General features: G+C 49.3%; 23 protein-coding genes and 1 other RNA gene. 2 read left to right on the top strand and 22 right to left on the bottom strand.

Annotation, left to right across the window (positions count from 1 at the left end; genetic code table 11):
* Positions 1–284 precede the first annotated feature (284 nt).
* Together AC6B99_RS20180 and AC6B99_RS20175 are read right to left on the bottom strand one after the other, a co-directional pair.
* Positions 285–2,573 carry an alpha/beta hydrolase gene (locus AC6B99_RS20180; protein ID WP_496664067.1) on the bottom strand — a complete coding sequence of 763 codons (2,289 nt, stop codon included), beginning with the start codon at positions 2,571–2,573 and terminating at the stop codon, positions 285–287.
* Entirely contained in the window at positions 2,570–3,358 is a 789-nt protein-coding gene (locus AC6B99_RS20175; RefSeq protein ID WP_496664066.1) for an ABC transporter ATP-binding protein, read from the bottom strand. Before AC6B99_RS20175 ends, AC6B99_RS20180 begins: the two co-directional genes overlap by 4 nt.
* A 172-nt stretch (positions 3,359–3,530) precedes the next feature.
* On the opposite strand from AC6B99_RS20175, the gene AC6B99_RS20170 reads away from it, so the two are divergent.
* A complete protein-coding gene (locus AC6B99_RS20170; protein ID WP_341278386.1) occupies positions 3,531–4,160 on the top strand; it encodes a GTP pyrophosphokinase in 630 nt (209 codons plus the stop codon).
* A gap of 99 nt (positions 4,161–4,259) precedes the next feature.
* Here the strand turns inward: AC6B99_RS20170 and AC6B99_RS20165 are convergent, their stop codons facing one another.
* The 3 genes from AC6B99_RS20165 to AC6B99_RS20155 all read right to left on the bottom strand — a co-directional run bounded on the left by AC6B99_RS20165 (position 4,260) and on the right by AC6B99_RS20155 (position 5,563).
* Positions 4,260–4,709 (bottom strand): prepilin peptidase, encoded by a 450-nt coding sequence (locus AC6B99_RS20165; protein ID WP_056029266.1) that lies wholly within the window; start codon positions 4,707–4,709, stop codon positions 4,260–4,262.
* 89 nt (positions 4,710–4,798) lie between these two features.
* Positions 4,799–5,008, bottom strand: a complete 210-nt coding sequence (locus AC6B99_RS20160) for a DUF1540 domain-containing protein (protein WP_056029269.1) — start codon at positions 5,006–5,008, stop codon at positions 4,799–4,801.
* Between the two features lie 54 nt (positions 5,009–5,062).
* On the bottom strand, positions 5,063–5,563 hold the full coding sequence (locus AC6B99_RS20155) for a YpuI family protein (protein WP_056029271.1): 501 nt from the start codon (positions 5,561–5,563) through the stop codon (positions 5,063–5,065).
* A 207-nt stretch (positions 5,564–5,770) separates the two neighbouring features.
* Here AC6B99_RS20155 and AC6B99_RS20150 point away from each other — a divergent pair, with 207 nt between their 5' ends.
* Positions 5,771–7,642 (top strand): S8 family peptidase, encoded by a 1,872-nt coding sequence (locus AC6B99_RS20150; RefSeq protein ID WP_056029273.1) that lies wholly within the window; start codon positions 5,771–5,773, stop codon positions 7,640–7,642.
* A gap of 153 nt (positions 7,643–7,795) precedes the next feature.
* Here AC6B99_RS20150 and AC6B99_RS20145 read toward each other — a convergent pair whose 3' ends face one another.
* The 17 genes from AC6B99_RS20145 to AC6B99_RS20065 all read right to left on the bottom strand — a co-directional run bounded on the left by AC6B99_RS20145 (position 7,796) and on the right by AC6B99_RS20065 (position 26,697).
* Entirely contained in the window at positions 7,796–8,221 is a 426-nt protein-coding gene (locus AC6B99_RS20145) for a DUF488 family protein, N3 subclade (RefSeq protein WP_496664065.1), read from the bottom strand.
* Positions 8,222–8,336: 115 nt separating this feature from the next.
* Positions 8,337–8,743: RNase P RNA component class A (gene rnpB, locus AC6B99_RS20140), an RNA gene on the bottom strand.
* Positions 8,744–8,865: 122 nt separating this feature from the next.
* A complete protein-coding gene (locus AC6B99_RS20135; protein ID WP_496664064.1) occupies positions 8,866–9,987 on the bottom strand; it encodes a Nif3-like dinuclear metal center hexameric protein in 1,122 nt (373 codons plus the stop codon).
* A complete protein-coding gene (locus AC6B99_RS20130) occupies positions 9,954–10,742 on the bottom strand; it encodes a tRNA (adenine(22)-N(1))-methyltransferase (RefSeq protein ID WP_056029281.1) in 789 nt (262 codons plus the stop codon). The genes AC6B99_RS20135 and AC6B99_RS20130 overlap by 34 nt, the downstream gene beginning before the upstream one ends.
* Complete coding sequence (locus tag AC6B99_RS20125; protein WP_056029284.1) at positions 10,742–11,587, bottom strand: hypothetical protein; 846 nt, start codon at positions 11,585–11,587, stop codon at positions 10,742–10,744. Before AC6B99_RS20125 ends, AC6B99_RS20130 begins: the two co-directional genes overlap by 1 nt.
* Positions 11,588–11,737: 150 nt before the next feature.
* A complete protein-coding gene (rpoD, locus tag AC6B99_RS20120) occupies positions 11,738–12,874 on the bottom strand; it encodes an RNA polymerase sigma factor RpoD (protein ID WP_046229898.1) in 1,137 nt (378 codons plus the stop codon).
* 34 nt (positions 12,875–12,908) lie between these two features.
* Complete coding sequence (gene dnaG, locus AC6B99_RS20115) at positions 12,909–14,744, bottom strand: DNA primase (RefSeq protein ID WP_056029286.1); 1,836 nt, start codon at positions 14,742–14,744, stop codon at positions 12,909–12,911.
* A 42-nt stretch (positions 14,745–14,786) separates the two neighbouring features.
* A complete protein-coding gene (locus tag AC6B99_RS20110) occupies positions 14,787–15,251 on the bottom strand; it encodes a YaiI/YqxD family protein (RefSeq protein WP_442952510.1) in 465 nt (154 codons plus the stop codon).
* Between the two features lie 42 nt (positions 15,252–15,293).
* Positions 15,294–16,109 (bottom strand): pyruvate, water dikinase regulatory protein, encoded by an 816-nt coding sequence (locus AC6B99_RS20105; RefSeq protein WP_056029292.1) that lies wholly within the window; start codon positions 16,107–16,109, stop codon positions 15,294–15,296.
* An 84-nt stretch (positions 16,110–16,193) separates the two neighbouring features.
* Positions 16,194–18,278, bottom strand: coding sequence for a glycine--tRNA ligase subunit beta (gene glyS, locus AC6B99_RS20100; RefSeq protein ID WP_056029295.1), 2,085 nt, complete (start codon positions 18,276–18,278; stop codon positions 16,194–16,196).
* Positions 18,278–19,159, bottom strand: a complete 882-nt coding sequence (gene glyQ / locus AC6B99_RS20095; RefSeq protein WP_046229903.1) for a glycine--tRNA ligase subunit alpha — start codon at positions 19,157–19,159, stop codon at positions 18,278–18,280. The genes glyS and glyQ overlap by 1 nt, the downstream gene beginning before the upstream one ends.
* Before the next feature lie 390 nt (positions 19,160–19,549).
* A complete protein-coding gene (locus AC6B99_RS20090) occupies positions 19,550–20,578 on the bottom strand; it encodes a pectinesterase family protein (protein ID WP_155972740.1) in 1,029 nt (342 codons plus the stop codon).
* Between the two features lie 129 nt (positions 20,579–20,707).
* On the bottom strand, positions 20,708–21,682 hold the full coding sequence (locus tag AC6B99_RS20085; RefSeq protein WP_494878076.1) for a substrate-binding domain-containing protein: 975 nt from the start codon (positions 21,680–21,682) through the stop codon (positions 20,708–20,710).
* Between the two features lie 74 nt (positions 21,683–21,756).
* Positions 21,757–23,385 (bottom strand): extracellular solute-binding protein, encoded by a 1,629-nt coding sequence (locus AC6B99_RS20080; protein ID WP_494858398.1) that lies wholly within the window; start codon positions 23,383–23,385, stop codon positions 21,757–21,759.
* Positions 23,386–23,428: 43 nt separating this feature from the next.
* Positions 23,429–24,310 (bottom strand): carbohydrate ABC transporter permease, encoded by an 882-nt coding sequence (locus tag AC6B99_RS20075; protein WP_056029300.1) that lies wholly within the window; start codon positions 24,308–24,310, stop codon positions 23,429–23,431.
* A gap of 40 nt (positions 24,311–24,350) precedes the next feature.
* Positions 24,351–25,208 (bottom strand): ABC transporter permease, encoded by an 858-nt coding sequence (locus AC6B99_RS20070; RefSeq protein WP_442952511.1) that lies wholly within the window; start codon positions 25,206–25,208, stop codon positions 24,351–24,353.
* 328 nt (positions 25,209–25,536) lie between these two features.
* A complete protein-coding gene (locus AC6B99_RS20065; protein WP_496664063.1) occupies positions 25,537–26,697 on the bottom strand; it encodes a pectate lyase family protein in 1,161 nt (386 codons plus the stop codon).
* Positions 26,698–26,722 lie beyond the last annotated feature (25 nt).

Here is a 26,722-nt window from a genome sequence, read left to right as displayed (position 1 = left end):
AGGTGAAACGGCTGTCGCCATCCTTTGGCGGCGCGGCGCGTTTCATTCCGAGAAATATAGAGAAAGGATTGCGCTAGGATATCCTTTCCTATATTTCAAGGTGAAACGGCTCTCGCCATCCTTTGGCGGCACGGCGCGTTTCATTCCGAGAAATATAGAGAAAGGATTGCGCTAGGATATCCTTTCCTATATTTCAAGGTGAAACGGCTGTCGCCATCCTTTGGCGGCAGGCGTACAAATAACCTCCCTTCTGCCGGGAGGTTATTTGTACGCCGCGGCGCATTTTATTTATAAAAGCCGATGTCATCCAGCATCACTCGGCCAGGCGCTCCGGAAAAATAAAACATTATCCGCTTAATTTCCGTTCCAGATGGCCAGCCGCCTGCCTCGGCAAACCGTGCCACTGGCAAGCTGTAGGTTTGAAACACCGATTCCATGCTCGCTTTATATTTCCCCTCTTTCATTCGCTTCTCAAGCCAAGGGACAATAGTAAACTGCGTTTCGAAGGGCAGCGGCATATCGTTAAAGCTGGATAATGGCAAGCGTACCGCCTCACCATGGGCAGGCACAAGCTCGAGCTCGATTTGAGGTACAGCTGCCGCATCGCCCGTATTTTCCATTGAAAAGCTGAACGTATCCAGCCCTTTGGAAACGACAGCCTCGCTATACGTCGCTGCAAGCTCCAACGTATACGTGGCCGCAGCGTCCCATTCCAGCACAGCGCCTCGCGAGCCCTTGTTACGATTGTCGCGGTCCTTCGCTTCCGACTCCTCCCATACGTTGAAGCCTTCGGCGCTCAGCTTGCCTCCGCTCGGCAGAGTCAGCTTGTCCACATCCTCTTCATAACGCGCTGCCGCGAGGAAGGAAGCATCCTCGTATCTGCTCACATAGTCGCTGGAGGAAGGGAGCCAGTCCCGCGCCGCTCTGTTATTTTCGAACAATGGCTTATAAGCCTCGTTGCCGTGCAGCGTCGCTTCCAGAAAAGCCGCGACATACACTTTAGCTGCCTGCTGCTGCTCCGCCTGCGTCATCATGTTGTGCTGATTGAGAAACAGGCCGCCAGGAACCCGCTCATCCATCATGCCCCAATCGGAATTAAAGCGGCTGTGGTTCGCCTCGGACATATACAGCGACGCTTTAAAATACGGCGAGCCCAGCGTAAAGCTGGTGCGAATATACTGCCTGTCCCCGTAAAAGCTGTTGACGTCGCCATCCCTTGCGCCTTGCAGCGTCAAATAGCTGACATCTTTAAGCCGCGCCGATGCTTTGTCTACCTCCTTATCCGTCGGGGCCAAAGCGACAACCGAAGCAAAATCGACCTCGGCGATGCTGGCAAGCCCTTCATCCTTCGCAAACCATCGCTTGTAATCCACTGCCATCGCTACCGCTTGGCCGCCGCGTGAATGCCCAATGAAAGAAACCTTGGAAAAATCCACTTTGCTATAAAAGGGATTATCCGTCAGCGTGCTGAACGACTGGATTTGCTGAATATGCTTGAGCATAATCCATGCCCGCATTTTCATATCCTGCTCGGGTATGCCCGACCAGACCGAATAATTAAGAAAGTTTTCATCTACCGATATCGCGATAAACCCCCGGCTCGCAAGCAGCTCGCCCAAATAAGCATAGCCTGCATCCGAAAACTCCTCCATTAAATGGTTGCCATGCACCATGAGCACAAGCGGGAACGCTCCATCCCCTTCCGGCATCCACACTCTCGCATTTAAAGGAAGCTCGCTTTGGTCAAAGCCCCAAAACTGCTGCTTGAGCCATGTCCACTTTTTAATGTAAGCCGATGCATCTACGGAAGTCGTTAACAGCTCCGTCTCCTTGGCGTATTCGCTGCGCTGCTTGTCACTCCCGCTCCCGTAGGTAAAGGTGCGATAGCTGTAACCGCCCGGCAATGCCGGATTTTCCGCATCAATGGATGCAACCGGCAGCGCGTCTTCCAGGCTCATATCCAAGGCACCATCCGCAGATGAATCGTATGACCCCATATCTGCGGCAGGCGCTGCATCATCAGAAGCTCCGCGTAATTGATTCGCTGCAACGTTTATTAATAGTGCTCCTGCTACAACAATGCCTGCTATGGCGAGCCCTCTGCCGCGCAGCTTTAGTATTTGCCCGAGCAGCATGCCTGCAAGCGCGCCACAAATGGCATACGCCGCTGCAAATAATGCTGACATAAGCAAGCCAAATTCAGAATAATAAAAAATGAAATAAGCTTCTAACCCCACATATAGAAAATACCCGGCAAACAAGCGGGGAACCGGTACAAAAACTAGCGTTAGCAGTACTGAGCATAGCTGCGCAGCTGCATACAAGGCCACCGTATTAATCAACACAAAACCGCCGATGTCCACAAGCGCCCCAAGACCCGTCGGCATGCCCAGCGCAACTAGCACCATCGCAAGCGTTCCGAATATCACCAGCCCCGCCGAGCCATGGTGGAACAGCGGCCTGTCATAGGCGAGCCGCTGCTGCATCCGCGCCTTTAACCACTGGGCCAACCGCTGCCGTCTCGGAATCTTCGGTGGCGGCACAATGCCTAACGGCCCCAATGCTGTATTCACTTGCGATCAGCTGCCTTTATAAAAAGCCAATTGCGGTTTTCGCGCTGTTCAATCTCTACAGGCACACCAAAAAAGTCGCTCATGCGCGCCGATGAAAGCACCTTGCTCGTATCCCCAGCTTCAAAAACCCGGCCGTCCTTGATCAGCAGCGTCTGATTGAAGCAAGGCAAAATTTCCTCCACATGATGCGTTACATAAATAATAGTCGGCGCATCCGGCTGCTGTGCCACCTGATGGATCATCTCCAGCAGCTGCTCTCTCGCAAATACATCAAGCCCTGTACAAGGCTCGTCCAAAATAAGCAGCTTCGGCGCAGCCATCAGCGCCCTTGCAATGAGCACCCGCTGGCGCTCGCCCTGCGAGAGCGTGCTGTACGTGCGGTTCATCAGAACTTCACAGCCGAGATTGCGCATCAGGGAAACCGCCTGCTCTTCATCTTCCTGAAGCGCTTGATCATACAGCCCGATCGTCGCAAATTTTCCGCTTAAGACGATTTTGAAGGCGGTATCCTGACCATACAGCTTCTGCTGAAGCGATGTGCTGACCCAGCCTATGCTTTTGCGCAGCTCGCGCAAATCGTATTCGCCAAATTTATGCCCCAGTACTGCTACAGAACCTGTCGTTGGCCAAATATAGCCGTTAATCATATTTAAAAGCGTCGTCTTCCCGGAGCCGTTAAGCCCTAGCAAACACCAGTGCTGACCCGCTTCAACCTGCCAATCAATCCCCTGAAGGACGACTTTTTCTTCCCGTTCCCAAGTTATATTATGAATGTCTATGATCATTGTTCTCATCCTCCCATGTAGACTAAATTATATGTAAATTGGCTCTAACATTCAATCCTTTCCCAGCACGCGCCTGCTGGGATGACCTTATGCCTCCCCCCGAAATGAGCAATGTGGACGGGAACATGGTACAATAATAGCAGCAAGAATGATATTAGGAGTGATGGATCGCATGCAGCGAGATATGATGAAGCAATGGGCGCACTTTTTTTTAACGTATAAATTCGCCTTGGATGAAGTGGAGACGAAGCTGAATATTTTAAACGAGGAATTTCAATTTATTCATGACTACAACCCGATTGAGCATGTCAAAACGCGGATTAAAAATCCCGAAAGCGTCATGGACAAGCTCCGCCGCAAAAATATGGATATTAATTTGGAAAATGCGAAAGAGCACATTCGAGATATTGCTGGCGTCCGGGTTATCTGTTCTTTCTCCACTGACATTTATCAAATATTGGAAATGATCAGCCAGCAAACCGACGTTAAAGTAATTGAAGTGAAGGATTATGTGCTCAATCCGAAGCCAAATGGCTATAAGAGCCTGCATCTTATTGTAGAAATTCCCGTCTTCCTGACGAACCGCATTGAAAATGTGCTGGTAGAAATTCAAATCCGCACGAGCGCGATGGATTTCTGGGCCAGCCTAGAGCACAAAATTTACTACAAATATAATGAAGGCATTCCACCGGAAATTCAACAGCAGCTGAAGGAATCCGCCGACATGATCAATTTGCTCGATAAACGCATGCTCGCTCTGAATCAAGAGGTACTTAAGCACCGTGAATTTGCGATAGAATAATCGCAAAAAAAAGCCTCCGGCACCGCTGCATAAGCGGTATCCGGAGGCTTTTTTTCAAGAAGATACAGGTGATGCATCGTTCGGTTGAATCATATAAGGTCAGGTTATGGCCCGGTACAATGGAATAATAACAACAGCGAGCACAAAGGCGATTAGGCCAATTGTGACTGCCCATGATCCAAGTCCCTTCGCTCCTTGACGGTACGCGACAAAGCCGAGCACCGCTGCGGCTGCACCCATAAGCGCAGGCCATAAAAACCAGGAAGCGATCGCAAACACCAATCCGACCCAGCCCAGCGCAGTGCCTCCGGTGCTCTCCCTTACCGTATCCTCGCCTTCACTTTTGCTTTCGCTGCGCGGAACATAAGATACGGGAACAGGTACTCCAGCGGCAAATTCCCCTGCCATTTCTTCATTAATATTACGGCTTTCATGGTTTATTTCTTCATCGGATAACAATGCTCTATGATGACGCTCTTCCAACGCTGCTTCGTGGTTTTGCTCCTTCTCCCCATGACTGCTGCTTTCCGTTTCATCCCAGCGTTCCATTTGGGATCACCTCCACATTTAAGCTTTGTCTTTCGCTTCCAACGATTTTAGCCCAAGGCTTCTGCACCTGACAGCCATCCCCAACTGCCTTAGCGCGCTTTAAAGGTATGGCAGCATGTTGCAGACGACTTCGCCGCCTGGTCCTGATGCTGCAAGCCTAACTCTTCAGCGGCAAATTCAGATCCAAAATCGGCACTTGCATGCTGGTCAATATCAATCGCAATGGAATCGGCGCCACAGTTATTTCCTTCTGACCAAAACGTGCAATTCGATACGCTGCATGATACGCCCTTTGGCATAAAAAAATCACCTCCGCTATCAAGTTTCCCTGAACGGAGGTGATTCATTCTGCCTTATTTTTGCCCCTGCATCCGGCGCTGGGTCATGTAGTCTGTTTCATAATAAGCAAGCTCATCGCGCAGCTCTTCGTAAATTTTGGATAAAGACAAAACAATGTCGCGTGCTTCCCGAACAGGCTTGAACAAGAAGCGAATGGCGTCTTGACCTGTGTAAGCATAGCGGCCATCTTCGGAATAACATTCATTTTTAGGATAGAAGAAGGCATTCACACATTGATGGTACACTTCGTACAAGGCACGTTCTGCAAAATCGTTATCAAAATTGGGGCGTCTGAGCAATACTCCCAGCTTTTCAACCGAGACCTCAGAAAACACCAACAAATGTCTCAAATCGGATAGCAGGCCTTTGTAAAAATTTTGCGCCTCGTCACTGCTTTGCTCCGCTTTCAGCTGTACGAGCGAATAGTGATTCAAAAATGGCTCCAATTGATTCACGGCTTCTTTAAGTTTAATACGGGTTGTCTCACTAAGTGGTTTGACATTAGTCGCTGGCATAGGTAGTTCCCCTTTCTTCAATCCAAACAAGCTTAAACGTTGCATGATCATAAAACTCTAGGCATCAACATAGTACCACAAATTACTTGCAGATGGTACTGGAGAAACGCCGATTGTGCCGCATATTTTCTGGATTTAAAAGCGAACCTATACATCAAACAGGCTCATGCTGTTATTCCAGCTGTCATTTAATGGAGGTTCGCGCAAATGAAAAAGAAATGGATTGGCGTCTTTACCGTGCTTGTAGCGGCCACGCTGCTAATTCCAACTGCACCTTTGTTTCTACCCCAAGGCAAGAAACCCGCTGCACCGGTCAAGAGCTTGTCTGTCGATCAGGAAAAGCAGCATAAGCTGCGCACGCTCAATCGCGATATGGAGGCCACTTCTTTTCTGTGCGTCTCCGAATGCACCAAAGAATTTTATAAGCTGATGGACACGAGCCAAGCTGGCAAAGCCGGAAAAACCGTGTCAGCCAAGCCCGTTATCAGCATGATGGACATGCATAAGCATATGTCCTACATCCGCTTGATGAACGGAGAGCGCAGCGTGCAGCGCGGGGCCATTCCATCAGATTCCGGCAAAAACGAAGTAGAAGCGGCCGCGGCCGCTGTCAAGCAGGGCAAGTCCTACGAATCCAAGCCGTTTGTCAATAAAAGCGGCAGCCGTTTCATCGTGCTCGGCGTTCCCCATAAAAAATACCGCGGCATGGGTGTCGTCGGCGTCATCAAGCAGGATATTGTCACACAGGTGGAGCGCCATCAGAAGCGCAATTTGCGGCTCGTCCCTTATCCGAACGAAGGCAATTACCGCATTGAGTCGGTTATTCCGAATACAAACCGTGATACAACGGTTCGGACCGGTGAAGACAATGGCAATGCCAGCCATTACCATGTGAAGGATGTTGTGGTCCATTTTGCCGAGAAGGTAACCGATGAGCAGCTTGAAAAAATGAAGCAATCCATTAACGCTGTTTCCGTCAACCAAATTAATCAGATTGATAATACCTATGTGTTCCGTTCCAAAAATATGGAAGCGAAGCAAATGAAGGAATATTTCAGCCGCTCCTGGAAAACGGAATATGTGGAGCCTCACTATTTATATATGACGAATGAAACAAATAATGACGGCGACAGCGGGGATGTCATTCCTAATGATGCGCTGTATGCCAAATACCAGTGGAATTTGCCTTCCATTGAAACAGAGAAAGGCTGGAAGCTGTCCCGAGGCAATGATCAAGTCATTGTAGCGGTGCTGGATACCGGTGTTCAATTGGATCATCCTGATCTGCAGGGCAAGCTGCTGGATGGCACCAACATTGTCGACAGCGAGGCTGCGCCAGATGACGATGTCGGTCATGGTACCCATGTAGCTGGCATCATCGGTGCGTCCGTCAACAATGGTGAGGGCGTAGCTGGCTTATCCTGGTACAACAAGGTGATGCCGGTCAAGGTGCTTGACAGCAGCGGTGCTGGCTCGACCTACTCTGTCGCTCAAGGGCTGATCTGGGCGACTGACCACGGCGCCAAGGTCATTAATATGAGCCTCGGCAATTATGCGCAGGCGGATTTTCTGCATGACGCGATTAAATATGCGTACGATCATGACGTTGTGCTGATTGCAGCCAGCGGCAATGACAATACCGATCGACCGGGCTATCCGGCTGCTTACCCGGAAGTATTCGCTGTTGCGGCAACGGATTCCGCACAGAAAAAAGCTTCTTTCTCCAACTATGGCGATTATATTGATGTGGCTGCACCGGGAGACAGCATTGCCAGCACGTATCCTGGCGGTCAATATGCGGCACTCTCCGGCACCTCGATGGCAAGTCCGCATGTTGCGGCATTAGCCGGGCTCATTCGCTCCGTCAATCCGGATTTGACGAATGAGGAAGTGATGGAAATTATGCGCAAATCGGCCGTCGATTTAGGCGACCCAGGGAAGGATGTTTATTTTGGCTACGGGGAAATTGACATTGACCGTGCGCTCAAAGCAGCAATGAACTTTAATACTGCGCTCCAGACGTACCCGGACAAGACGAAAAACCGTCTGAATTCCATTACGCGCAAATACGAGAAATAAGCTGCCGGGAGACTGACTAGGCACGGTCATGGCAATGGCGCAATGTCTGCTTGTAATCGGGCTGGCATAAAGGATTAAAAGCATGGCATTGAAGCAGCTCGTCCGCTTCCAGCCATGCTCTTTTTATCCTATTCCTATTCCTAACGTTTGGTGCTAAAACAGCTTCATCTGCTCGATCAAAACAGGGTTGAGCTCCTCTGCCTTCACCCCATATGGCGCAAAAAACTCGCCGACCAATCGGCGATGGCAATAGCGATGGTCATGGCAAAAACAGATCAGCACCACATGGCTGCCCTCCAGCAGCATGCGGTAAACTTGGCGAAGCGCCTCCAGCTTGCGATCAAATTGCAGCTCCGCAGCAAAACGTTCTTCATATTTCGGCCACCATGCGAAATCCGCCTCTTCTTTTCGTCCATCCAGCGAAAACTGGAATAAATCCTGCGACGGCGCCAACGCTTGGTACATGGCAATACCTTCAATATTTATCTCCGATCGCGTAATCATCAGCTTTGTCGCTGCGAAATTTATTTTTTTCAAGCCATTTAAATTGCTCGTATACAACTTGCCTGAAGGCAGCATGTGAATCAACCTCCTATGAAAATGCAAAAAAGAGATGCAGGGCCGTTAACTCCCGAAGGAACGTCCACTAACATCTCTATAATCGCAAATGACGATTTGTTCATTTAAGTACGTTGCGGAAAGTTTGCCGTAAGCCGGGTTCTGTACTTTCAGTGGTGCAAACGGTGACGACCCTCCCACTAAGAAAGCGACAATCATCTATCTACGCCGCCTATTGCTAAGCGGCTCCAGCAACCAACCCGGACGTGCCTCAGGCTAAGGCCGCAGCTCGAAGCTGCAACGTCCTCTCGGTCTTGCTCCAGATGGGGTTTACCAGGAATACAGTCACCTGTACTCCTCGTGGTCTCTTACACCACGGTTCCACCCTTGCCTGTGCTGGCACGAAGCCAGCCATCGGCGGTCCATTTCTGTGGCACTATCCTTCAGCTCGCGCTGACTGGACGTTATCCAGCATCCTGCCTTGCGGAGCCCGGACTTTCCTCTCGCGGCAACAAGGCCGCCAGCGATTGTCTGTCAAACTTTCCGGTGCATCAATCAGTATACAAGGTATTGGCGTAAAGCTCAAGCTTGAATTGCTTATTAATAAATGGAACGCTGTATATATCCTGGAGCTATGCTGCAAAAAAAAGCAATTTTACTCCCTTTTATACAAATTGGAAAGGCTCGGTATGGATGACAGAGGCGAACGCCTTCGTGTCCGATTTGCGCGACTGCAGCTGCACATTAAGCCAATCGGCTGTGCGCTGCTTCATAATTTTTTCTACATTATGGCCGGGATCAATAATAGCGATGCCCGCAGCGAGTGCATCATGAGCGGTATGATAGTCAATATCGCCTGTAATAAGCACATCGGCACCAGCAAAAATCGCATGGCGTACGTAGCGCGCACCTGATCCGCCCAGCACAGCCACCTTGCGTACTTCACGGTCAGCATCCCCTACTACGCGAACAACGGGCACCTCGAATGCCTGCTTCACGCGCTCTGTAAGCTCTGCCAGCGTTACAGGCTCGCTCAGCTTGCCTGCTCTGCCAAGCCCAACTGAACGCCCGGTTAAGTCGATTTCGTACAAATCATAAGCTACCTCATCGTAAGGATGGGCTTTCAGCATCGCCTGTACAGCTTTGCGCTTCAGGCTGTCAGGGACAACGACCTCAAGACGGACCTCTGCTGTTTTTTCCAGCTTGCCATGAGTCCCAATATACGGCGTCGTTCCTTCCCCAGGCAAAAACGTTCCCGTCCCTTCGGTTATAAAGCTGCAGCGGCTGTAATCGCCAATCTGGCCGCCTCCGGCGCTCCAGATCGCTTCCAGCACCTTTTCCTCATGACCTTTGGGCACGAACACAACGAGCTTGTTCCATTGGTCTGTATGCACTTCCTCCAGACATACGCGCCCTTCCGGCTTGATGCCAACCAAATCAGCCATCCAATCGTTAATGCCGCCATCTGTTACGTCCAGATTGGTGTGGGTAATATAGACGGCAATATCATTTTTGATCAGCTTCTCATACAGCTTTCCTGCTGGCGTAGACGTGTCAAGCTTGGAAAGCGGGCGAAAAATAATCGCATGATGGGCAATAATCAGCTCTGCCCCCGCAGCAATCGCTTCGTCCACAACCTCGTCCGTCACGTCGAGAGCAACGAGAATATGGCTGATGGGCTTAGCCAGCGTTCCTAGCTGCAGCCCGATTTTATCATTTTCTACCGCATAATGCTTTGGAGCCAGCTGCTCCATTATTTGCACGACGGTGTGTCCATTGGCAAGCATGCGAGCACCTCCTTCATAATCGTCATTTCATGACGCAGCTGCGCTAGCTTTCCGGCTGCTTCCGGCTGCTCTGAAAGGGACAGGCTTTGACAGACGCGGTCCAGCTTTTCAAGCTCCGCCTGCCATTTTTGATGGAAAACGGGAATCGGCTTGCGCAGCAAAAAAGGCCCCAGCCGCACAAGCAGAGCAAAACGGATCTCCTCCGGCAAGGAGTCTGGCAATAAAGAGATGTCATAAACGTCAGCGTTATGCTCCTTGCTCTCCTGATCGCTTTGCTTCTGCGCATGGAGAACCTCGTAAATCTTTCCGTCTTCCTCCATAATCGTTTCGGCAAGCAGCGACCAGCCATGCTCAAGCAGCCAGCTTCTGACCCGGTCCTCGCCCACATTAGGCTGCAGCACCAGTTCTTTGACGCCTTCGAGCTTGCCGGCCTGATAGCCCGCCTCCAAAATATCGCTCATTAATGCGCCGCCCATCCCCGCAATCGTAACCGTGTCAACTTCCAGCGGCTCGATTACGGACAAGCCGTCTCCCTGGCGTACATCGAGCTTGTGAAGCAGCCCAACAGCCGCTCCCTGCCTGCGAGCCGCATCAAACGGTCCTTTATTAAGCTCTCCAGCAATCGCCGTAGGCACAATCCCTGCTTGCAGCAAATATACCGGCAGCTGCGCATGATCTGATCCTATATCAGCTATGCGCGAGCCCTCTGTTACATAACCCGCAATCGTTTGTAATCGGTTAGAAAGTTTCAACATTAAGCAACCCACACTATCCATTTTTTTCTCATCGCGAACAATAATACGCCGCCTAAGGCGATTTTAATAAGCAGCTGCAATTGCAGCCAATCTGTCTCCATCGTAAACAGCATCGCATACAGCTCCGGCATAAACCATACCAAAGCGCATGTTACGAACAATACAGCCGACACCGGCTTCGACCATTGATGCACAAACCAGCTGGCCCAGCCGAACAAGCCTGACAGCGGCAGCCAATAAAGCTGAATGCCATACCATGCCGGGGAGTCAGTCAAACGTGACAGCAGCCATGCATATACGAGCAGGGAAGCAACCCAGCCGCATAAATGCAAAATATGAATGCGAGCGCTGATGCCATAGACGATCCAAAAAACAGCACAGAACCCAAGCAGGCTAGCCTGCCAGTACCAGTCCTCGATGCCATGGAATTTTAGTATGTACATTCCTGCTCCAAGCATGAGCAGCATGCCTACCCCGCCAATTACAAGGCCAGTAGCTTCATTTCGTTTGCGTACCCGCTGGGAAATAATGAGAGAAATAACGACCGCCGCAGCGACGACCCCAATTTGCAATAAAGGATGAAAAGCGTTAAAATAAAGCACAACCAAGGAAATTAAGGTAAAAAATCCAAAAGTAAGGAGCCATTGTTTTCCCGATGCCTGCCCAACGGCCATGACCGCCTTACCGATTCCGCGCGAAGAAGCTTGCCTTCTTTTAGGATCTTCCTCTTGATCGGGATCCACATATAAATTAAGCAGGAAATCGCAATACTGCTGCGGCAGAAGCTTGCTTCTGCTCCAATAATCGATCTCTTTAACAATGGTCTGCCGACGCTCTTCATTCATTATGGGCTTATTCCTTTCAAGGGAACTTTATACCAACTTGTATTTTGAAAAAAAAGACCTTGCTGCTCGTTCATGCAGAAAGGTCCGATCGGGTAAAACATTATAGCCTGAATCGTGTTGTCAAACCTGCTTACCGTTCTAAGACACGATTTATTCGAGAAAATCCTTCAAGCGTTTGCTGCGGCTCGGATGACGCAATTTGCGCAGAGCCTTCGCCTCAATTTGCCGTATCCGCTCACGCGTTACGCCAAACACCTTGCCTACTTCTTCCAGCGTTCTTGTACGTCCGTCATCAAGACCGAAACGCAGACGCAATACGTTCTCTTCACGCTCGGTAAGCGTATCGAGCACATCCTCAAGCTGTTCCTTCAGCAGCTCATAAGCAGCTGCATCCGCAGGAGCAAGCGCCTCCTGATCTTCAATGAAATCACCAAGATGCGAATCGTCCTCTTCACCAATCGGCGTCTCAAGCGATACAGGCTCCTGTGCGATCTTCATAATTTCCCGAACTTTTTCCGTGCTCAGCTCCATCTCGGCAGCAATTTCTTCCGGTGATGGCTCGCGGCCCAGCTCTTGCAGCAATTGACGAGATACACGGATCAGCTTGTTGATCGTTTCCACCATATGGACTGGAATCCGAATCGTCCGCGCCTGATCGGCAATCGCCCGTGTAATCGCTTGGCGAATCCACCATGTCGCATACGTACTGAATTTAAAGCCCTTCAAGTGGTCAAACTTCTCAACCGCTTTAATCAGACCCATATTGCCCTCTTGAATCAAGTCAAGGAACAGCATGCCGCGTCCTACATAACGCTTGGCAATACTGACCACGAGACGTAGATTCGCTTCAGCCAGTCTGCGCTTAGCTTCCTCGTCGCCATTCTCGATTCTGCGTGCGAGTTCAATTTCGTCGTCAGCAGAAAGCAGCGGCACACGTCCGATTTCTTTCAAGTACATACGGACAGGGTCATTAATTTTAATGCCTGGCGGAAGCGCCAAATCATCATCAAAATTAAAGTCGTCCTGTTCTCTTTCCTGCTCTTCTCCACGATTATCAAGCGGATTATGACGCTCCTCATCATTTTCGTTGAGAACCTCAATCCCTTGATCATCCAGTTGCTCGAAAAACTCGTCTATCTGCTCCGGATCCTGGTCGAAAGGCGACAATTTCTCCATAATCTCTTTATAAGTTAGGGAGGATCTCTTCTTACCCTGTTCAATCAGCTGGTCCTTGACCTGATCCAGCTTTTGTTCAGCTTCCAATCCAGTATGCTGATCATTCGCCATATTCCGACTCCCTCCTCCCTAGAAACCCAGGCCTCTATCGTCCTTTAAGCTGTCTCTCTAGGGCATTAATCTCAGTGTGCATTTGCGCGGCTAACATATAATCCCCGGCACGTTCTGCCTGTACCGCTTCTTCCTTCTTAAGCTCAAGTTCCCTAAATGCGGGCACCTTGCTAATATCCTCGATATCAGCGGCTAATATGTCCTCGTCAAAAGGAACATCTTCCATCATTGAAATGGCTGCCGCTGCTCTCTCCAGGCGTTCATCCTGAAGCGAACCAATAAAGCGTCCGACATCTGGATCATGATCCTGCGCATAAAATGCGTACAAATAAGCAGCAAGCGCTGCATGATCCTCCACATTGAACGCTTCGCCAAGCCTGTCGTGCACCGCGAGCGCCGCTTCCCGGTCACGCATCATGACATGGAGCAGACGCCGTTCCGCCTTGATGTATGCGGGCAGCAAGGATGGAGGGCCCGAACTACGGCGATTTTCATTCCTACCATTATTCCACGAATTATCGTTATTATCCCCTTGCGGCTTCTTTTTTTGCAGCTCCAGCACTTTAGCTTGGCAGTCCTGCTTCAAAACGTCAAGTGGGAAATTAAACTCGCGGGACAACTCCTGTAAGTAAACCTCGCGTTCAATAGCGGAATCAAGATCTGCAACAATGCCAGCCGCTTCGAGCAAATAGTTTTTCCGGCCCTCTTCTGTTAGCAGTATATGGTTTTTCCTTGAATATATAAGCTTAAATTTTGTAGTGGTTGCCGCTCCGTCGATTGCTTCCCTAAGGAACGTATCCGGGCCGTATTCCTCAATATACTCATCGGGATCCTTGCCCTTCGGCAAAATAGATACTCTGACTCTAAGCTTGGCCTTCTCGAGCATCGGAATGGATTTCAAAGCAGCTGCTTGTCCGGCATCATCGCCGTCATAGCACAGGATAATCTCCTCCGCCTGCCTTCCGAGTATGGCACAATGCTCCTCAGTCAATGCTGTACCCATCGTGGCAACACCATTATTTACGCCTGCACTCCAGGATTTTATAACATCCATATACCCTTCAAACAGAACAACCTGTTTGCTCTTGCGAATAGCTGGTCTTGCATGGTGCAGATTGTAAAAAACTCGGCTCTTCGTGAACAGCATCGTCTCCGGGGAATTCAAATATTTAGGCTGACCGTCACCGATTACCCTTCCGCCGAAAGCGATCACCTTGCCATCACGATCCCATATCGGGAACATGATGCGGCTCCTGAAACGGTCGACATGACCGCTGCCGTCATTTTTAGCCGATAACAAACCGCCCTTTTCCATTAAAACTGGGTCAAAATTTCTTGCGGTTAAAAATCGGTTAAGCGTGTCCCATTGGTCCGGCGCATACCCTATCATAAAATGGTCGATCTGCTTTTCCCTGAGACCTCTATCAAGCAAATAGTCTTTAGCGATTTTGCCATGCTGTGTATTATTCAATAGATAGTTATACAATTTCGCTGTCAACTGATGAGCTTCAATAATGGCTAAGCGGTCTAAGTCAACTTCTTCGCGCTGACCGCCCTCGGCGCCCGTCCAGGTTACAGGCATTCCTGCTTCCTCAGCGAGCACTCTGACCGCCTCTGGAAAAGAGTAGCCTTCGATCTCTTCCACGAATCGTATGACATGTCCGGTCTTACCGCAACCGTAACAATGGAAAATTTGCAGCTCTGGCGTGACCGTAAACGATGGGGTCTTCTCAGAGTGGAAAGGGCATAACCCTTTCATATATTTGCCGTGCTTCGTGAGATGAACATACTTCCCGACTGTCTCTACGATGTCATAATGACGGCGTACCGCATCTATGACCTCCTCCGGTATTTTATTACCGTATGTCATCGTTCATCACCTTCATCCTAAGTAACACGTAAATAATATTCGCTAAATGTCATGTTTCTCCTGCTCGCTTTGCAAAACTTTTGTCATCTTTTGTTGAAATCGATCTCGATCTTCCGTTGTCATAGCTTTCGGGCCCTTAGATTTACCGCCGCTGCGCCTGCGTTTAGCTTGTTCATGACGGCGCTCCATCAAATAATCGATGTTGTCATCCGTATATTGCTCGCCGCGCGGCGAAAGGACAAGCGCCCCCTTGCCAAGCGCAATACAAGCGAGACCGAAATCCTGTGTAACAACGACATCGCCTTTCAGCAAATGATTGACGATATACATGTCTACGGAATCTTTCCCAGCCTCCACCTGTATAACTGAAACGCCATCTTCGGCTTCAAGGTGGTGATCATAGGAGGAGACCATCAGCACAGGCAGCGAGAAGCTTCGGGCAATTTGCTTAATTTCCGCTTTGACAGGACAAGCATCGCCATCAACGATAATAGTAGGCTTTGTTATAGGAATAACGAATCACCGCTCGTTTCTTCTCTAGAATATCGCTTAGGTGAAGCGAATATGCTCCATAATCAAGCTTGCTGTTTCTTCGACCGCACGATGGGATACATCAATAATGACACAGCCCAGCTGCTTCATGATGGATTCCGCATAAAGCAGCTCCTTCTCGATGCGATCCGTCGCCGCGTATGATGCACTGTTCGGCAGCCCAAGCGCCTTGAGCCGTTCTTTGCGAATAATGTTCAAATAGGGCACGCCAATCGTCAACCCCACAATTTTCGCCTTCGGAACATTAAACAGCTCTGCGGGCGGCTTGAGCTCCGGCACGAGCGGGATGTTCGCCACCTTGTATTTCTGATGGGCCAAATACATCGATAGCGGCGTCTTAGATGTCCGGGATACGCCAATGAGCACAATATCGGCCTTCAGCACACCCGAAGGATCTTTCGCATCATCGTAACGCACAGCAAATTCAACAGCATCCACTTTGCGGAAGTAGTTTTCATCCAGCACATGGTTCAGTCCCGGCTCTTGCCGTGATTGTTGTCCCGTCTTCACTTCAAGACTTTGGATAAGCGGGCCGAGCAGATCTATTGACACCGTGTCATACTGTTCTGCCAGCCTGCCCATCGCCTCGCGCAAATGCGGGATGACGAGCGTAAACAACACAATTGCGCCAGCTTCCTGAGCCTGACGGACTACCCGTTCAAGCCCCGCTACATCCGTAATGAAGGGCGCTCTGCGAATATCCGTCTGAATCGGATGAAACTGGGCGACGGCGGCTCTTACCACGAGTTCGCCCGTATCGCCAGCTGCATCCGATACGACATAAATAATGACATCTGTCATCGGTTTTGTCATGTTTTATCATCCTCCCCTTCTTAGTTAGAAGTTATTTCGAAGATGAACGATTCATTGATTGCTCCGGTTATTCTCTGCGCCCGCTTATGACCAGACGAGCTTCGAATAATCCGCCACAACCGCTATATCTTCTGCAATTAAAGAGAGGGTCGCCAAACGGTTAGCGCGTACCTTCTCATCTTCCGCCATAACCATAACCGCATCGAAATACGTATTAATCGGCGCTTTCAGCGCAGCTAGCTTAGCTGCAGCGTCGGCAATTTCCCCTCCGGCAACTGCTTGCTGGAACGATGCATGAACCGCCTGCCACTCCTTATACAGCGCGGATTCCGCTGGTTCTGCAAACAAAGCTTCGTCTACAACTTTAGTCGTTGCTTTGGCGGCCAAATTGCTGACGCGATTGAAAGCATCCACAATCAGCTTGAATGCTGCGCGGTCCTCGCCTGAGGCTTGCGCATTCAACAGAGCTGCGCGCTCCACTGTCAAGAGCAGATTGTTAAAGCCTGCACCCATTACAGCATCTACAACGTCATAACGAATCGCTTGCTCGGACAGCACGTTTTTCACACGAAGCGCCAAAAATTCCGTTAAATCCTTGCGTACTTCATCTGCACTGCGCTTCATGCCTCTAGCCTCATGAACCTCAAGCGCCGCATCAAACAAGTCGCTAAGCTGCAAATTCAAACGCTGTGCCAAAATAATTTGCACGACGCCAGCCGCTTGACGGCGAAGAGCGTAAGGATCCTGGGATCCTGTAGGAATAATGCCGATGGAGAAGCAGCCAACAATCGTATCCAATTTATCCGCAAGGCTTACAACGGCGCCAGTTATCGAGGCCGGTGCACGATCTCCAGCAAAGCGCGGCTGGTAATGCTCATTAATGGCAGCTGCAACTGTCTCGTTCTCGCCTGCTTTCCGAGCATAATCCTCACCCATAATGCCCTGCAGCTCTGGAAACTCGCCGACCATTTGGGTAACGAGGTCGAACTTGCAAATATCCGCCGTCCGGCTAATATGCGCTGCGGTACCCGCATCCACCTGCAATTTTGCTGCAAGCAAATCAGCCAAAGCTCTGATACGGCCTACTTTATTAGCAACCGTTCCTAGCTCCTCGTGATATACGATGTTTTCAAGCTTGGCAAGCGCGTCGCCAATGGCCAGCTTCTGATCCTCTTCATAAAAGAACTTCGCATCAGAAAGACGGGCGCGAAGCACCTTTTCATTGCCTTTTGCTACAACGTCAATTTTGTTCCGGTCGCCGTTGCGCACCGTTACAAAATAAGGGAGCAGCTGTCCTTTGCCATCCAGCACCGGGAAATACCGCTGATGCTCACGCATCGACGTAATGAGCACATCCTGCGGAATGTTGAGGAATTCGGGATCAAATGTACCGTAAAGCACATTCGGAATTTCCACAAGGAAGAGCACTTCCTCCAGCAAATCCTGATTGATGGCAATCTCCCAGTTTTGCTCCTTCGCCAGCTGCTCAATTTGAGCGACGATAATTTGTTCCCGCTCTTCTACATCGACGATGACATGCTGCTCGCGCAAACGTTCTTTGTACACCGCAGGCTCTGTCACAGTCGTCTCTGCGCCGAGGAAACGATGTCCTCTGCTGCTGTTGCCGCTGCGCACGCCTGTAATTTCAAAGGGTACAACATCTTGGCCATAAAGAGCCAATAACCATTTTATCGGCCGAATGAACTTCAAATCGTAGCTTCCCCAACGCATATTTTTCGGAAACGACATGGAGGTAATTAAATTCGTCAAGCCTTCGGACAATACAGCAGCCGTATCGATACCGATGCTGCTTTTGTTCGCATATACATATTCTACCCCTGCCAGCTCCTGAAAATAAAGCTGCTCCGGCTCCGCGCCTTGACTGCGTGCAAAGCCAAGCGCCGCTTTGCTCCAGTTGCCCTGGTCATCCTGGGCAATTTTGCGGGAAGGGCCTTTTACCTGCTCATTAACATCCGCCTGCTTCTCTTCAACACCTTGCACCAGAACAGCAAGTCTGCGCGGCGTAGCATATGCTTGTACATCTTGATGAGCGATACGCGATTCCGCAAGCCATTTTACCAGCTTCTCCTTAAGCTGATTCATAGCCCCTCTTACAAATCTTGCAGGAACTTCCTCCAAACCGATTTCCAGCAATAAATCTTTAGCCATTACGCCTCGCTCCTTTCTTTCAGCATCGGGAATCCAAGGCGCTCGCGCTCTTCCAAATAAGTCGCAGCCACTTGACGTGCCAAATTTCTCACGCGCATAATGTAGCCTGTCCGTTCCGTCACGCTGATGGCGCCGCGCGCATCCAGCTGATTGAACGCATGCGAGCATTTCAGAACATAGTCATAGGCCGGGAACACGAGATTATGCTCCATCGTCTTCTTAGCTTCCTCTTCGTACATATTAAATAATGAGAACAGCATCGCTGTATCCGAAGTCTCAAACGTATATTTGGAATGCTCATATTCCGGCTGCTTGAACACATCGCCGTACGTTACGCCGTCAACCCATTCGAGATCAAACACATTTTCTTTGTCCTGAATATAGGAAGCAAGACGCTCCATGCCGTATGTAATTTCCACGGCTACCGGACTTGCATCAAGGCCACCCACCTGCTGGAAATAAGTAAACTGCGTAATTTCCATGCCATCGAGCCATACTTCCCAGCCAAGTCCCCATGCGCCAAGCGTCGGCGCTTCCCAGTTATCCTCAACGAAGCGAATGTCATGATCTTTCGGATCGATGCCAAGGCGAGTAAGGCTCTCCAAATAAAGCTCTTGAATATTGTCTGGCGACGGCTTCAAAATAACTTGAAACTGGTGATGCTGATACAGCCTGTTCGGATTTTCACCATAACGGCCATCGTTCGGACGTCGAGAAGGCTCCACATAAGCTACATTCCAAGGCTCAGGCCCAATGGAGCGTAAAAACGTCATAGGATTCATCGTGCCTGCGCCTTTCTCTACATCGTAAGGCTGCACCAAAATACAATTTTGCTCGGCCCAGAACTGCTGCAGCGTTAATATCATGCTTTGAAAGTTCATACCTTTTCCGCTCCTTTTTTTGCTTTTGCAATTTCACCAGCGGCGGCAGTCTCAAGGGAACGCAAAAACTCTCGCCTCTACGTCTGCCGCCAGACATAGGGACGAGAGCTGATCTCCCGCGGTTCCACCCTACTTGGCTTTCTTGGATGCAGCAACAATAACCAGTTAATCGTACACTAGTTCTTCTCTACTTGCTGCGCAAGAAAACCCGCTTTCTTAAACGCGACTCCGGAGTGCCCTTTCGCTGCTGGTCCGCTTCGGGCTCCCACTATCCCCGAATCGCTAAAGCTGTAACCATCACAACTACTTTCTCCATCATTGTCCGATATTTATATCTGTTTATCATAAACAAATTGCGTGCAATTGTCAAACCTGACGGCAGAAAGCCGTCTATTCCATCGCCCGTTCCCTTTGAAGCGGAGACCAGCCATCAGCGCCAGCCAAAATCTGAGTTAGAGAATAATCAGCTGCCTGATCGGCTGTAAGCTGCTGCGACCAGCTAATTCGCTTGTCGCTGGAGCCGCCCGGCCCTGTACTTGCATATTCCCCATAATGAACGGTAGGGTGGGCTTCAGGCTTGTTCCAATCATCCCATCCGGCAGGAGCAATATGCTCGCCCATCCAGCAGCGGATAAAAATCGTTTTGGCATGATTGCGCCATGGCCTGCCTAAATATACGCTTCCTGCTGGAGCATCGCCTATCAAGCGGCATTCATTGAATACATATCCGTGAGGCGCATGCTCTGGGGTAGATGCAGCAGCAATCCATCCGTTAATGGCATCCGGCTCAGCAGCGCCGCGATTTTTGGCAAAAATATCGCAGTAGTTGAACAGTACCGTAGCCGAGCCGAAAATAAAATCAACATCGCCTTCTATATAACAGTTCTCGTAAAATTGCCGGGACTGCTTTCTTGGAGCGCCTTCCCTTGGACCGCCAAAAAAACTGCGGTCAATAGGAACTTCCGGCAGCGGCCCCGTAAATAGCGTATCCTGATGGCCAATTAAACGGCAATTGCGGAAGCTGGCGCGATCGCCATCAGCGTAAAGCGCCAGCGCTTGGCCCACCTTTTCCCCAGGACCTGCCGTATTGATAAACGTCATATTTTCTCCTATAAAATCATCCGCTCCAACGAACACGGTATACGAATAAAACGTATGATAGAGCTCGCCGTCCGGAAATGCTTTTGTGGCATGGTCGTCAAAGCTGATGATCGTCTCCTTGGCACTTTCTCCTATTAAGCTGATCATTGGCTTTTCGATATGAAGCTTCTCATAATAAAACCCATTGCGAATATAAATGATGACCCGCTCCTCATTCGTTGCTGGAACAGTATCAACAGCTGCTTGAATGGATGTAAAATCGCCGCTTCCGTCAGCGGCTACTACAATAGAGACAACCTTGTTTTCTTCTGCTTTCATTCTAGCCGCTACACCTCCAACGGAAAAGCATGATGCCTGCTCTCGTCCGTCTCCTGAAAAATCGCTTCCGCTGTCCGCAGCGCCCAGGCAAGCTTCTTTGTCTGTTGCATCGCAAAGTCCTCCTTCAATCTAAATTCGCTCCTTGCAAATCGCTACCGAATTCCGCAAATACAGCTTCGGCTGGATGACAACCGGATATTTAGCATCTTCACCCCGTATCAGCGCAACGATCAGCTCAGCCGCCTGAACAGCCAGCTCGCCGAGCGGCGGGCCGATCGTCGTCAATGCGACCTCGGCATACTGCATATCCGGCAAATCATCGTAACCGATTAACGAGATATCCTGCGGCACTTGGAAGCCCGCTTCAATGAAAGCACGCAGCGCCCCTCGTGTAACCAAGTTGTTGAGGCCGATGAAGGCGGTTGGCGAGCTGCTCGTAAATGTGTAGTTGCGTACGGCAAAATACCCGTCTTCCCAAGAGGAATAAGCCGGAAGCACGCTGCCTTCGCAAAATTCCAATCCCGTCCGCTGCAGCGCCTCCATATAGCCTTCAATTTTAATGTTCTGGGAATTGCCGATAAAGCCAATGCGCTCATGGCCATGCGCTTTTAAATGCTCGACCGCTTTGAAGATGCCTTCTTTGCGGTCGATTTTAATATAAGGCGAATTGGGGTTCTCATCCGCACCGAGTACGAAGCATGGCATCGGCATCGAGGAGACGAGCTTCCAGAACGCCTCCCGATCATCCAGCATATACTCCCAGAAAATGCAGCCATCCACTCGAAGCTGGCTGAAAATGTCTACCCCATCGCCCGCTATGACCAAAATCATTTGATAACCGCGGCTTTTCAGCTCGCTATGCAAATTTTTCGATATGTTGGAAAAGAGCGGGTTGCTGAGTTCATCCAGAACAAAGCCAATAATATTGCTTTTGCCCGAAGAAAGCTGCTGCGCCATAATATTTTTTCGGTATTGATATTTTTCCGCGATTTCCAGCACTTTCTGTCTTGTAGCCGGTTTAATTAGCGGATCATTGTTCAATGCCTTGGAAACTGTGCTGTAGCTTACTCCTGCAAGCTTGGCGATGTCCTTAATTGTAACCATTTCTGAGCCCACGCCTTTCCCGTCAACCGATTGCGGTTCCTCATGCCCTATTCTATATGCTATATGCTTTAGAACTAGGATTTCGAGGCAGCCAAGTATCGGTCATACTGAGCCTGCCTGCCCGCAATGATTTGTTCAATATTCATATTTTTTAAGTTTGCAATATAAGCATCGAATTGATCAAGACTTTCTTTTCCTGTAATGAATTTCAAATTCATCTCATCTACATACGTTTGGATGTCCGGCATCGACATGTTTTCGACGCTTGCTTCCTCTGGCAGCGCATATACATTAGGGAATGGAGGACGGATATATTGCTCAAGCTCCTTATCCCGCTTCTCATGCCATGGCGCTACGATTGCATCCGCAGAATCCGTCGATTGCGCGCTAGGCAGGTTGACTGGGCCAATACCATATTTTTGAATGAAGTCATTGTCCTTGCCCTTCTCGGTGAACTGCTTCTTGCCGTCCTTCTCTTCGTACGTTACACCTTCAATGCCCCAAGTGTAGTAGGTTTGCGCTTCTTCCCCAATAGCATAGTCTAGAAACTTGAAGGCCAGCTCAGGGTTTTTAGCATTTTTGGAAATACCGAAAATTCGGCTTACCGGCGTGCGGCCCACGTAGAACTGGTCGCCATGCGGCCCTTTCAGCGGCAAAATGCCTTGGATAAGCGGCTCCTCCGGGTTGTAGTCCGCGAACAGCGGGCTGTACACCATCGACGTATACCAGCTGAAGTTGAACGTCGCGCCTGTTATATTTTGCGAAAATCTCGAGGTCACTTGATCCGCTGTTGTACTGGCGAAATCTACGCCCAGCAAACCGTCGTTATACAAGCCATTCAGGTAAGCCAAATACTCCTTGTAGACCGGCTCATAGTAACCATAATGGACTTTGCCGCTGTCATCTGCGTAAAAGTTGCTCGACAAATCCATGCCGAACACCGGGCCAAAAGCCATCGGTATAAATTTAGGGTCCATCGACATTGGTATTTCATCCTGCTTGCCGTTGCCGTTCGGGTCGTCCGTTTTGAATTTTTTCAGCATTTCCGTAAATTCGTCGAGTGTGGTCGGCTCTTGAAGGCCTAGCTTTTTGAGCCATCTTTCATTCACCATAAACTCCGGCATGTAATTTTTCGTCAGCGTCTGCTGGGGAATATAATACATTTTACCATCTGGAGTCGTCAGACTGGCTTTAATATCGGGCGATTTTTCATAAAGTTTTTTCAAATTGACGCCATATTTCTCATACAGCTCATCAAGCGGTATAAACAGTCCGCTATTTAAATATTTCATCGTCTGATCCGTATCCGGCAAATAAACGATATCAGGCAAATCCATGCCCGCCGCGAGGCGAGGCCCTACCGCATCCGGGTAGTTTTGCGGAGGCAGCAGCTCCCAATTCACTTTCACATTGGCATTTTTCTCAATTTGCTTGACGATTTCAGCCGATGCCAGATCCACATTCGTCGTCCAGGCATTCGTTCCGAGGAAGGTCAGCTCCTGATTAGGCTGGTCGGTAATCGGCCCCGAGCCGTTGTAGGCTGGCCCCGTTTCCGCTGCTGCGCTTGCTGCTGCTGCGCTTGCTGCTGGTGCAGCATTTCCATCTGTAGCTGCCGGTGCTCCACTGTTGCTGCATCCTGCTACTGCCGTTGCCAAAATGATAACCGATAATGCTTTTTTTGCCCCTTTTAACTGTTGTGCCATTGAACGTTCCCTCCCATAATAAAAGCCAAGTTTACAAGCGGTGTTAGCCTTTCACTGCGCCCAGCGTAATGCCTTTAACGAAATAACGCTGGATAAAGGGATAAATCATAATAATGGGCAAAATGCTGACGACGATGGATACATATCTGACCTGCAGTGAAGAGACGGCAAGCGCTCCAGTCGACGTGGCCCCGCCCATACGCTGCATAATTTCCGGAGATGCCATAATGAGCACCCTTCGCAGAAAAATTTGCAGCGGCTGCAGCTCCTGATTGCCTAAATAAAGCAGTGCCGAGAAAAAATTGTTCCAGTGAAACACCGCGTAATACAAGGTGAGCACTGCAAGCGTCGGCTTGACGATCGGCACGGCGAGCCGGAACAGCATCGTAATATCATTCGCTCCATCGATGGAGGCGCTCTCGAAAATTTCCTTCGGAATGCCTTCAAACGCCGAGCGGCAAATCATGACGTTAAACGTAATGACCAGCACTGGTACCACCATGACCCATCTCGTGTTATAGAGGCCAAGTGTCGTCAGCAGCATGTAAAGCGGAATTAATCCGCCGGAAAAATACATCGTAAACGCAATGAAGAAATTCAGCTTGCGTCTAAGGAAAAAATGCGCTCTGGACAAAGGGAAAGCGGCGAGGCAGGTGGCGACAATGTTCAGCGTCGTTCCGACAACGGTGTACCATACCGTATTGTAAAAGGAAACCCACAGCTCCTTGTACTGAAGCACCATTTTATACCCCGAAATCGTGAAATCGACTGGATATAAAAACACCTGCTGCTTGTCAATCGCGCTGACGGAGCTGAACGACACGCTGACGACATAAAGGAAAGGATATAAGGTTACGAGAATAGCCACACAAGTGATGAAATACACCAGGCTATAATAAATCAGATCTGTCTTAGATTTTTTCATGCCAGACTCCTTTTCCAGCGACTTGTTAAGGCGCGCTCTGTTACCATAGCGACATGTTCGTTGCCCGACGCGTCAATTGGTTCGCCGCAAACACGAGAATAAAAGTGATGATGGAATTAAATACGCCAATGGCTGTCGCAAAGCTGTAGTTTTGTCCGATGATGCCCATCCGGTACACATAGGTGGAAAGCACATCTCCTGTTTCATAAGTTGCTGCGTTATAGAGCAGGTAAACTTTCTCGAAACCTACGCTCATAATGCCGCCAAGCGACAGCAGCAGCAAAATAATAATCGTAGGCTTAATGCTTGGAAGCGTTAAATGCCATAACTCCTGAAATTTATTGACCCCATCGATTTTTCCTGAATCATACATTTCCGGATCAATGCTCATGATAGCTGCAATGTAGATAATTGAGCTGAAGCCGAAGCTTTGCCAAATGTCTGAGCTGGTGAAGATCGTGCGGAACCATCCCGGCTCCATCATGAAATTAATCGGTTCAAGTCCTATCTTCTCTAGCAAAATGTTGACGATGCCATCCGTCGGCGACAGGAAGTTGATCAGCATGCCGGCAATGACAACGGTTGAAATAAAATGCGGCAAATACGTAATCGTTTGGGCGAAGCGCTTGAATGCCCTATTTTTAATTTCCACTACGCAAATGGCGAATAAAATCGGAATTGGAAAGCCGAACAGCAGCGGCAGAAAAGCGAGCAAAAAGGTGTTGCGGAGCAGCCTCCAAAAGTAAATCGAGTCATAAAATTGGATGAACCATTTTAACCCGACCCAATCCCCACTGAAGATGCCCTTTCCCGGCGTAAAGTTTTTGAAAGCCATAATGACGCCCGGCATTGGAAAATACATAATGACCAAATAATAAATAAAAATAGGGGAAAACATGAGTAGTAAATATTTGTCCCGTTTGACTAGCCTAATCAGAGTCGCAGTGCGGCTATTCAATGAAATCCACTCCCTTCAGATTTAAATTTACAACGTTTGAAAAATTGAATATGACGCTGACTCCAATCAACGATCAACAGGCCATTTTACTACTCATCATCCCCCTTCATTTAAATTTACAACGTTGTAATTAATGAATAAATGTATGCGTTTTCATTACGTTTTTATCATTCTAGCAGTTTATTTTCGTTTTGGCAATGAAAACGATTTATAATTTTTTTAAAGCCATGCCAGCACTCGGTTTCAGCATTTGATTTGATTCGTCTGATTAATGGGGCCCGGCACCCGCTTGCACGATATTCGGCACATCCAGCACAGCATCAAGCGAATAGCTGTAAGGGAACGGCAGCGATGATGGGAATGCAGCTCCAGTGGCCGATGTTCCGGTCGTCTGATTGTAATAGTTGTTGCGCTCATAGAACGTGTAAGCGTCTGACGAGCTGTCTAGACCAACCTGATTGCTTTGATTCGTTTTGTAAAAATAATTGCGTTCGGAATAAATGACGCTGCCGCTGCCAATTTGGTTTGCATTGTATTGCTGCTGCGAAAAACCTGCTGAATTGTTGCCGCTCGGCGTTGTGCTGTTATCAAAATAGTTGTTGTACAGGTGTACAAAACCTCTCATCAGCGGACGGCCTTTCATGTTCGGGCCAAACCAGTTGTGATGCATCGTGACATGCAGCTTGCCGCCGCCATAGGTGTAAGAATCGCTGGCATTCGAGCCAATAATGAGCGCCAGACGCTCGGAGGCGAGATCCTGATTAACGCCTACCCAATTCCATAGCGGGTTCGGATTCATATTCACCCAGCTGTCAGTGAAGTAGAAATGATTGTAGGAGAGGGTTACATTATCCGACTTTTGCGAGACGAGCAGCAAATCGTCGCTGATGTTGTAGAAGGTGCAATGGTCAACGAGTGCATTTGTTACCCGGCGGAAGGATACGCCCAAATAGTTGGTGCCGCTGCCGCCTGGCTGCGTCGCTGCGCCCGAAAGATTTTGCAAATCCTTAATGTTGCCGTAGAAGGTAATGTTCTTAATGACGATATTTTCGATATTCGTACCTGTCGCAAGCAGCTCGCCGCTGAACTTGAGCTGAATATTTTGCAAAACCGCTTGTCCGCCCGCTGCCCCTTCAATCGTGACATTGTTCCAGCTGGTGCTGGCGAATGTCAGCGTCGTTAATTGCGAGCCGCCATAAATGTTGCCTTTAACAATAATGTGGTGCTTCCCGTTGTTAAAAGCCGCTTGCAGCTCTGCCAAGTTGGTAACCGTGACCGCAGCTGCCGTAGAGCCGTCTGTCGTTCCGTATCCGCCTGTTGAAGCCGCCTCTGCCCGAGATATACCGAATTCGGATACGGGCGCTGATACTAAACAAGCACTAACCATTAACGTACTCAGTAAAAGCATAGACCATTTTTTCAAACGCATTTTCTTACCTCCTCTTAGGTTTTGG

It is taken from the genome of Paenibacillus liaoningensis, assembly GCF_059609455.1.
The sequence above is the reverse complement of the archived record's forward strand: the minus strand, read 5'-3'. Positions and strand labels throughout refer to the sequence as shown.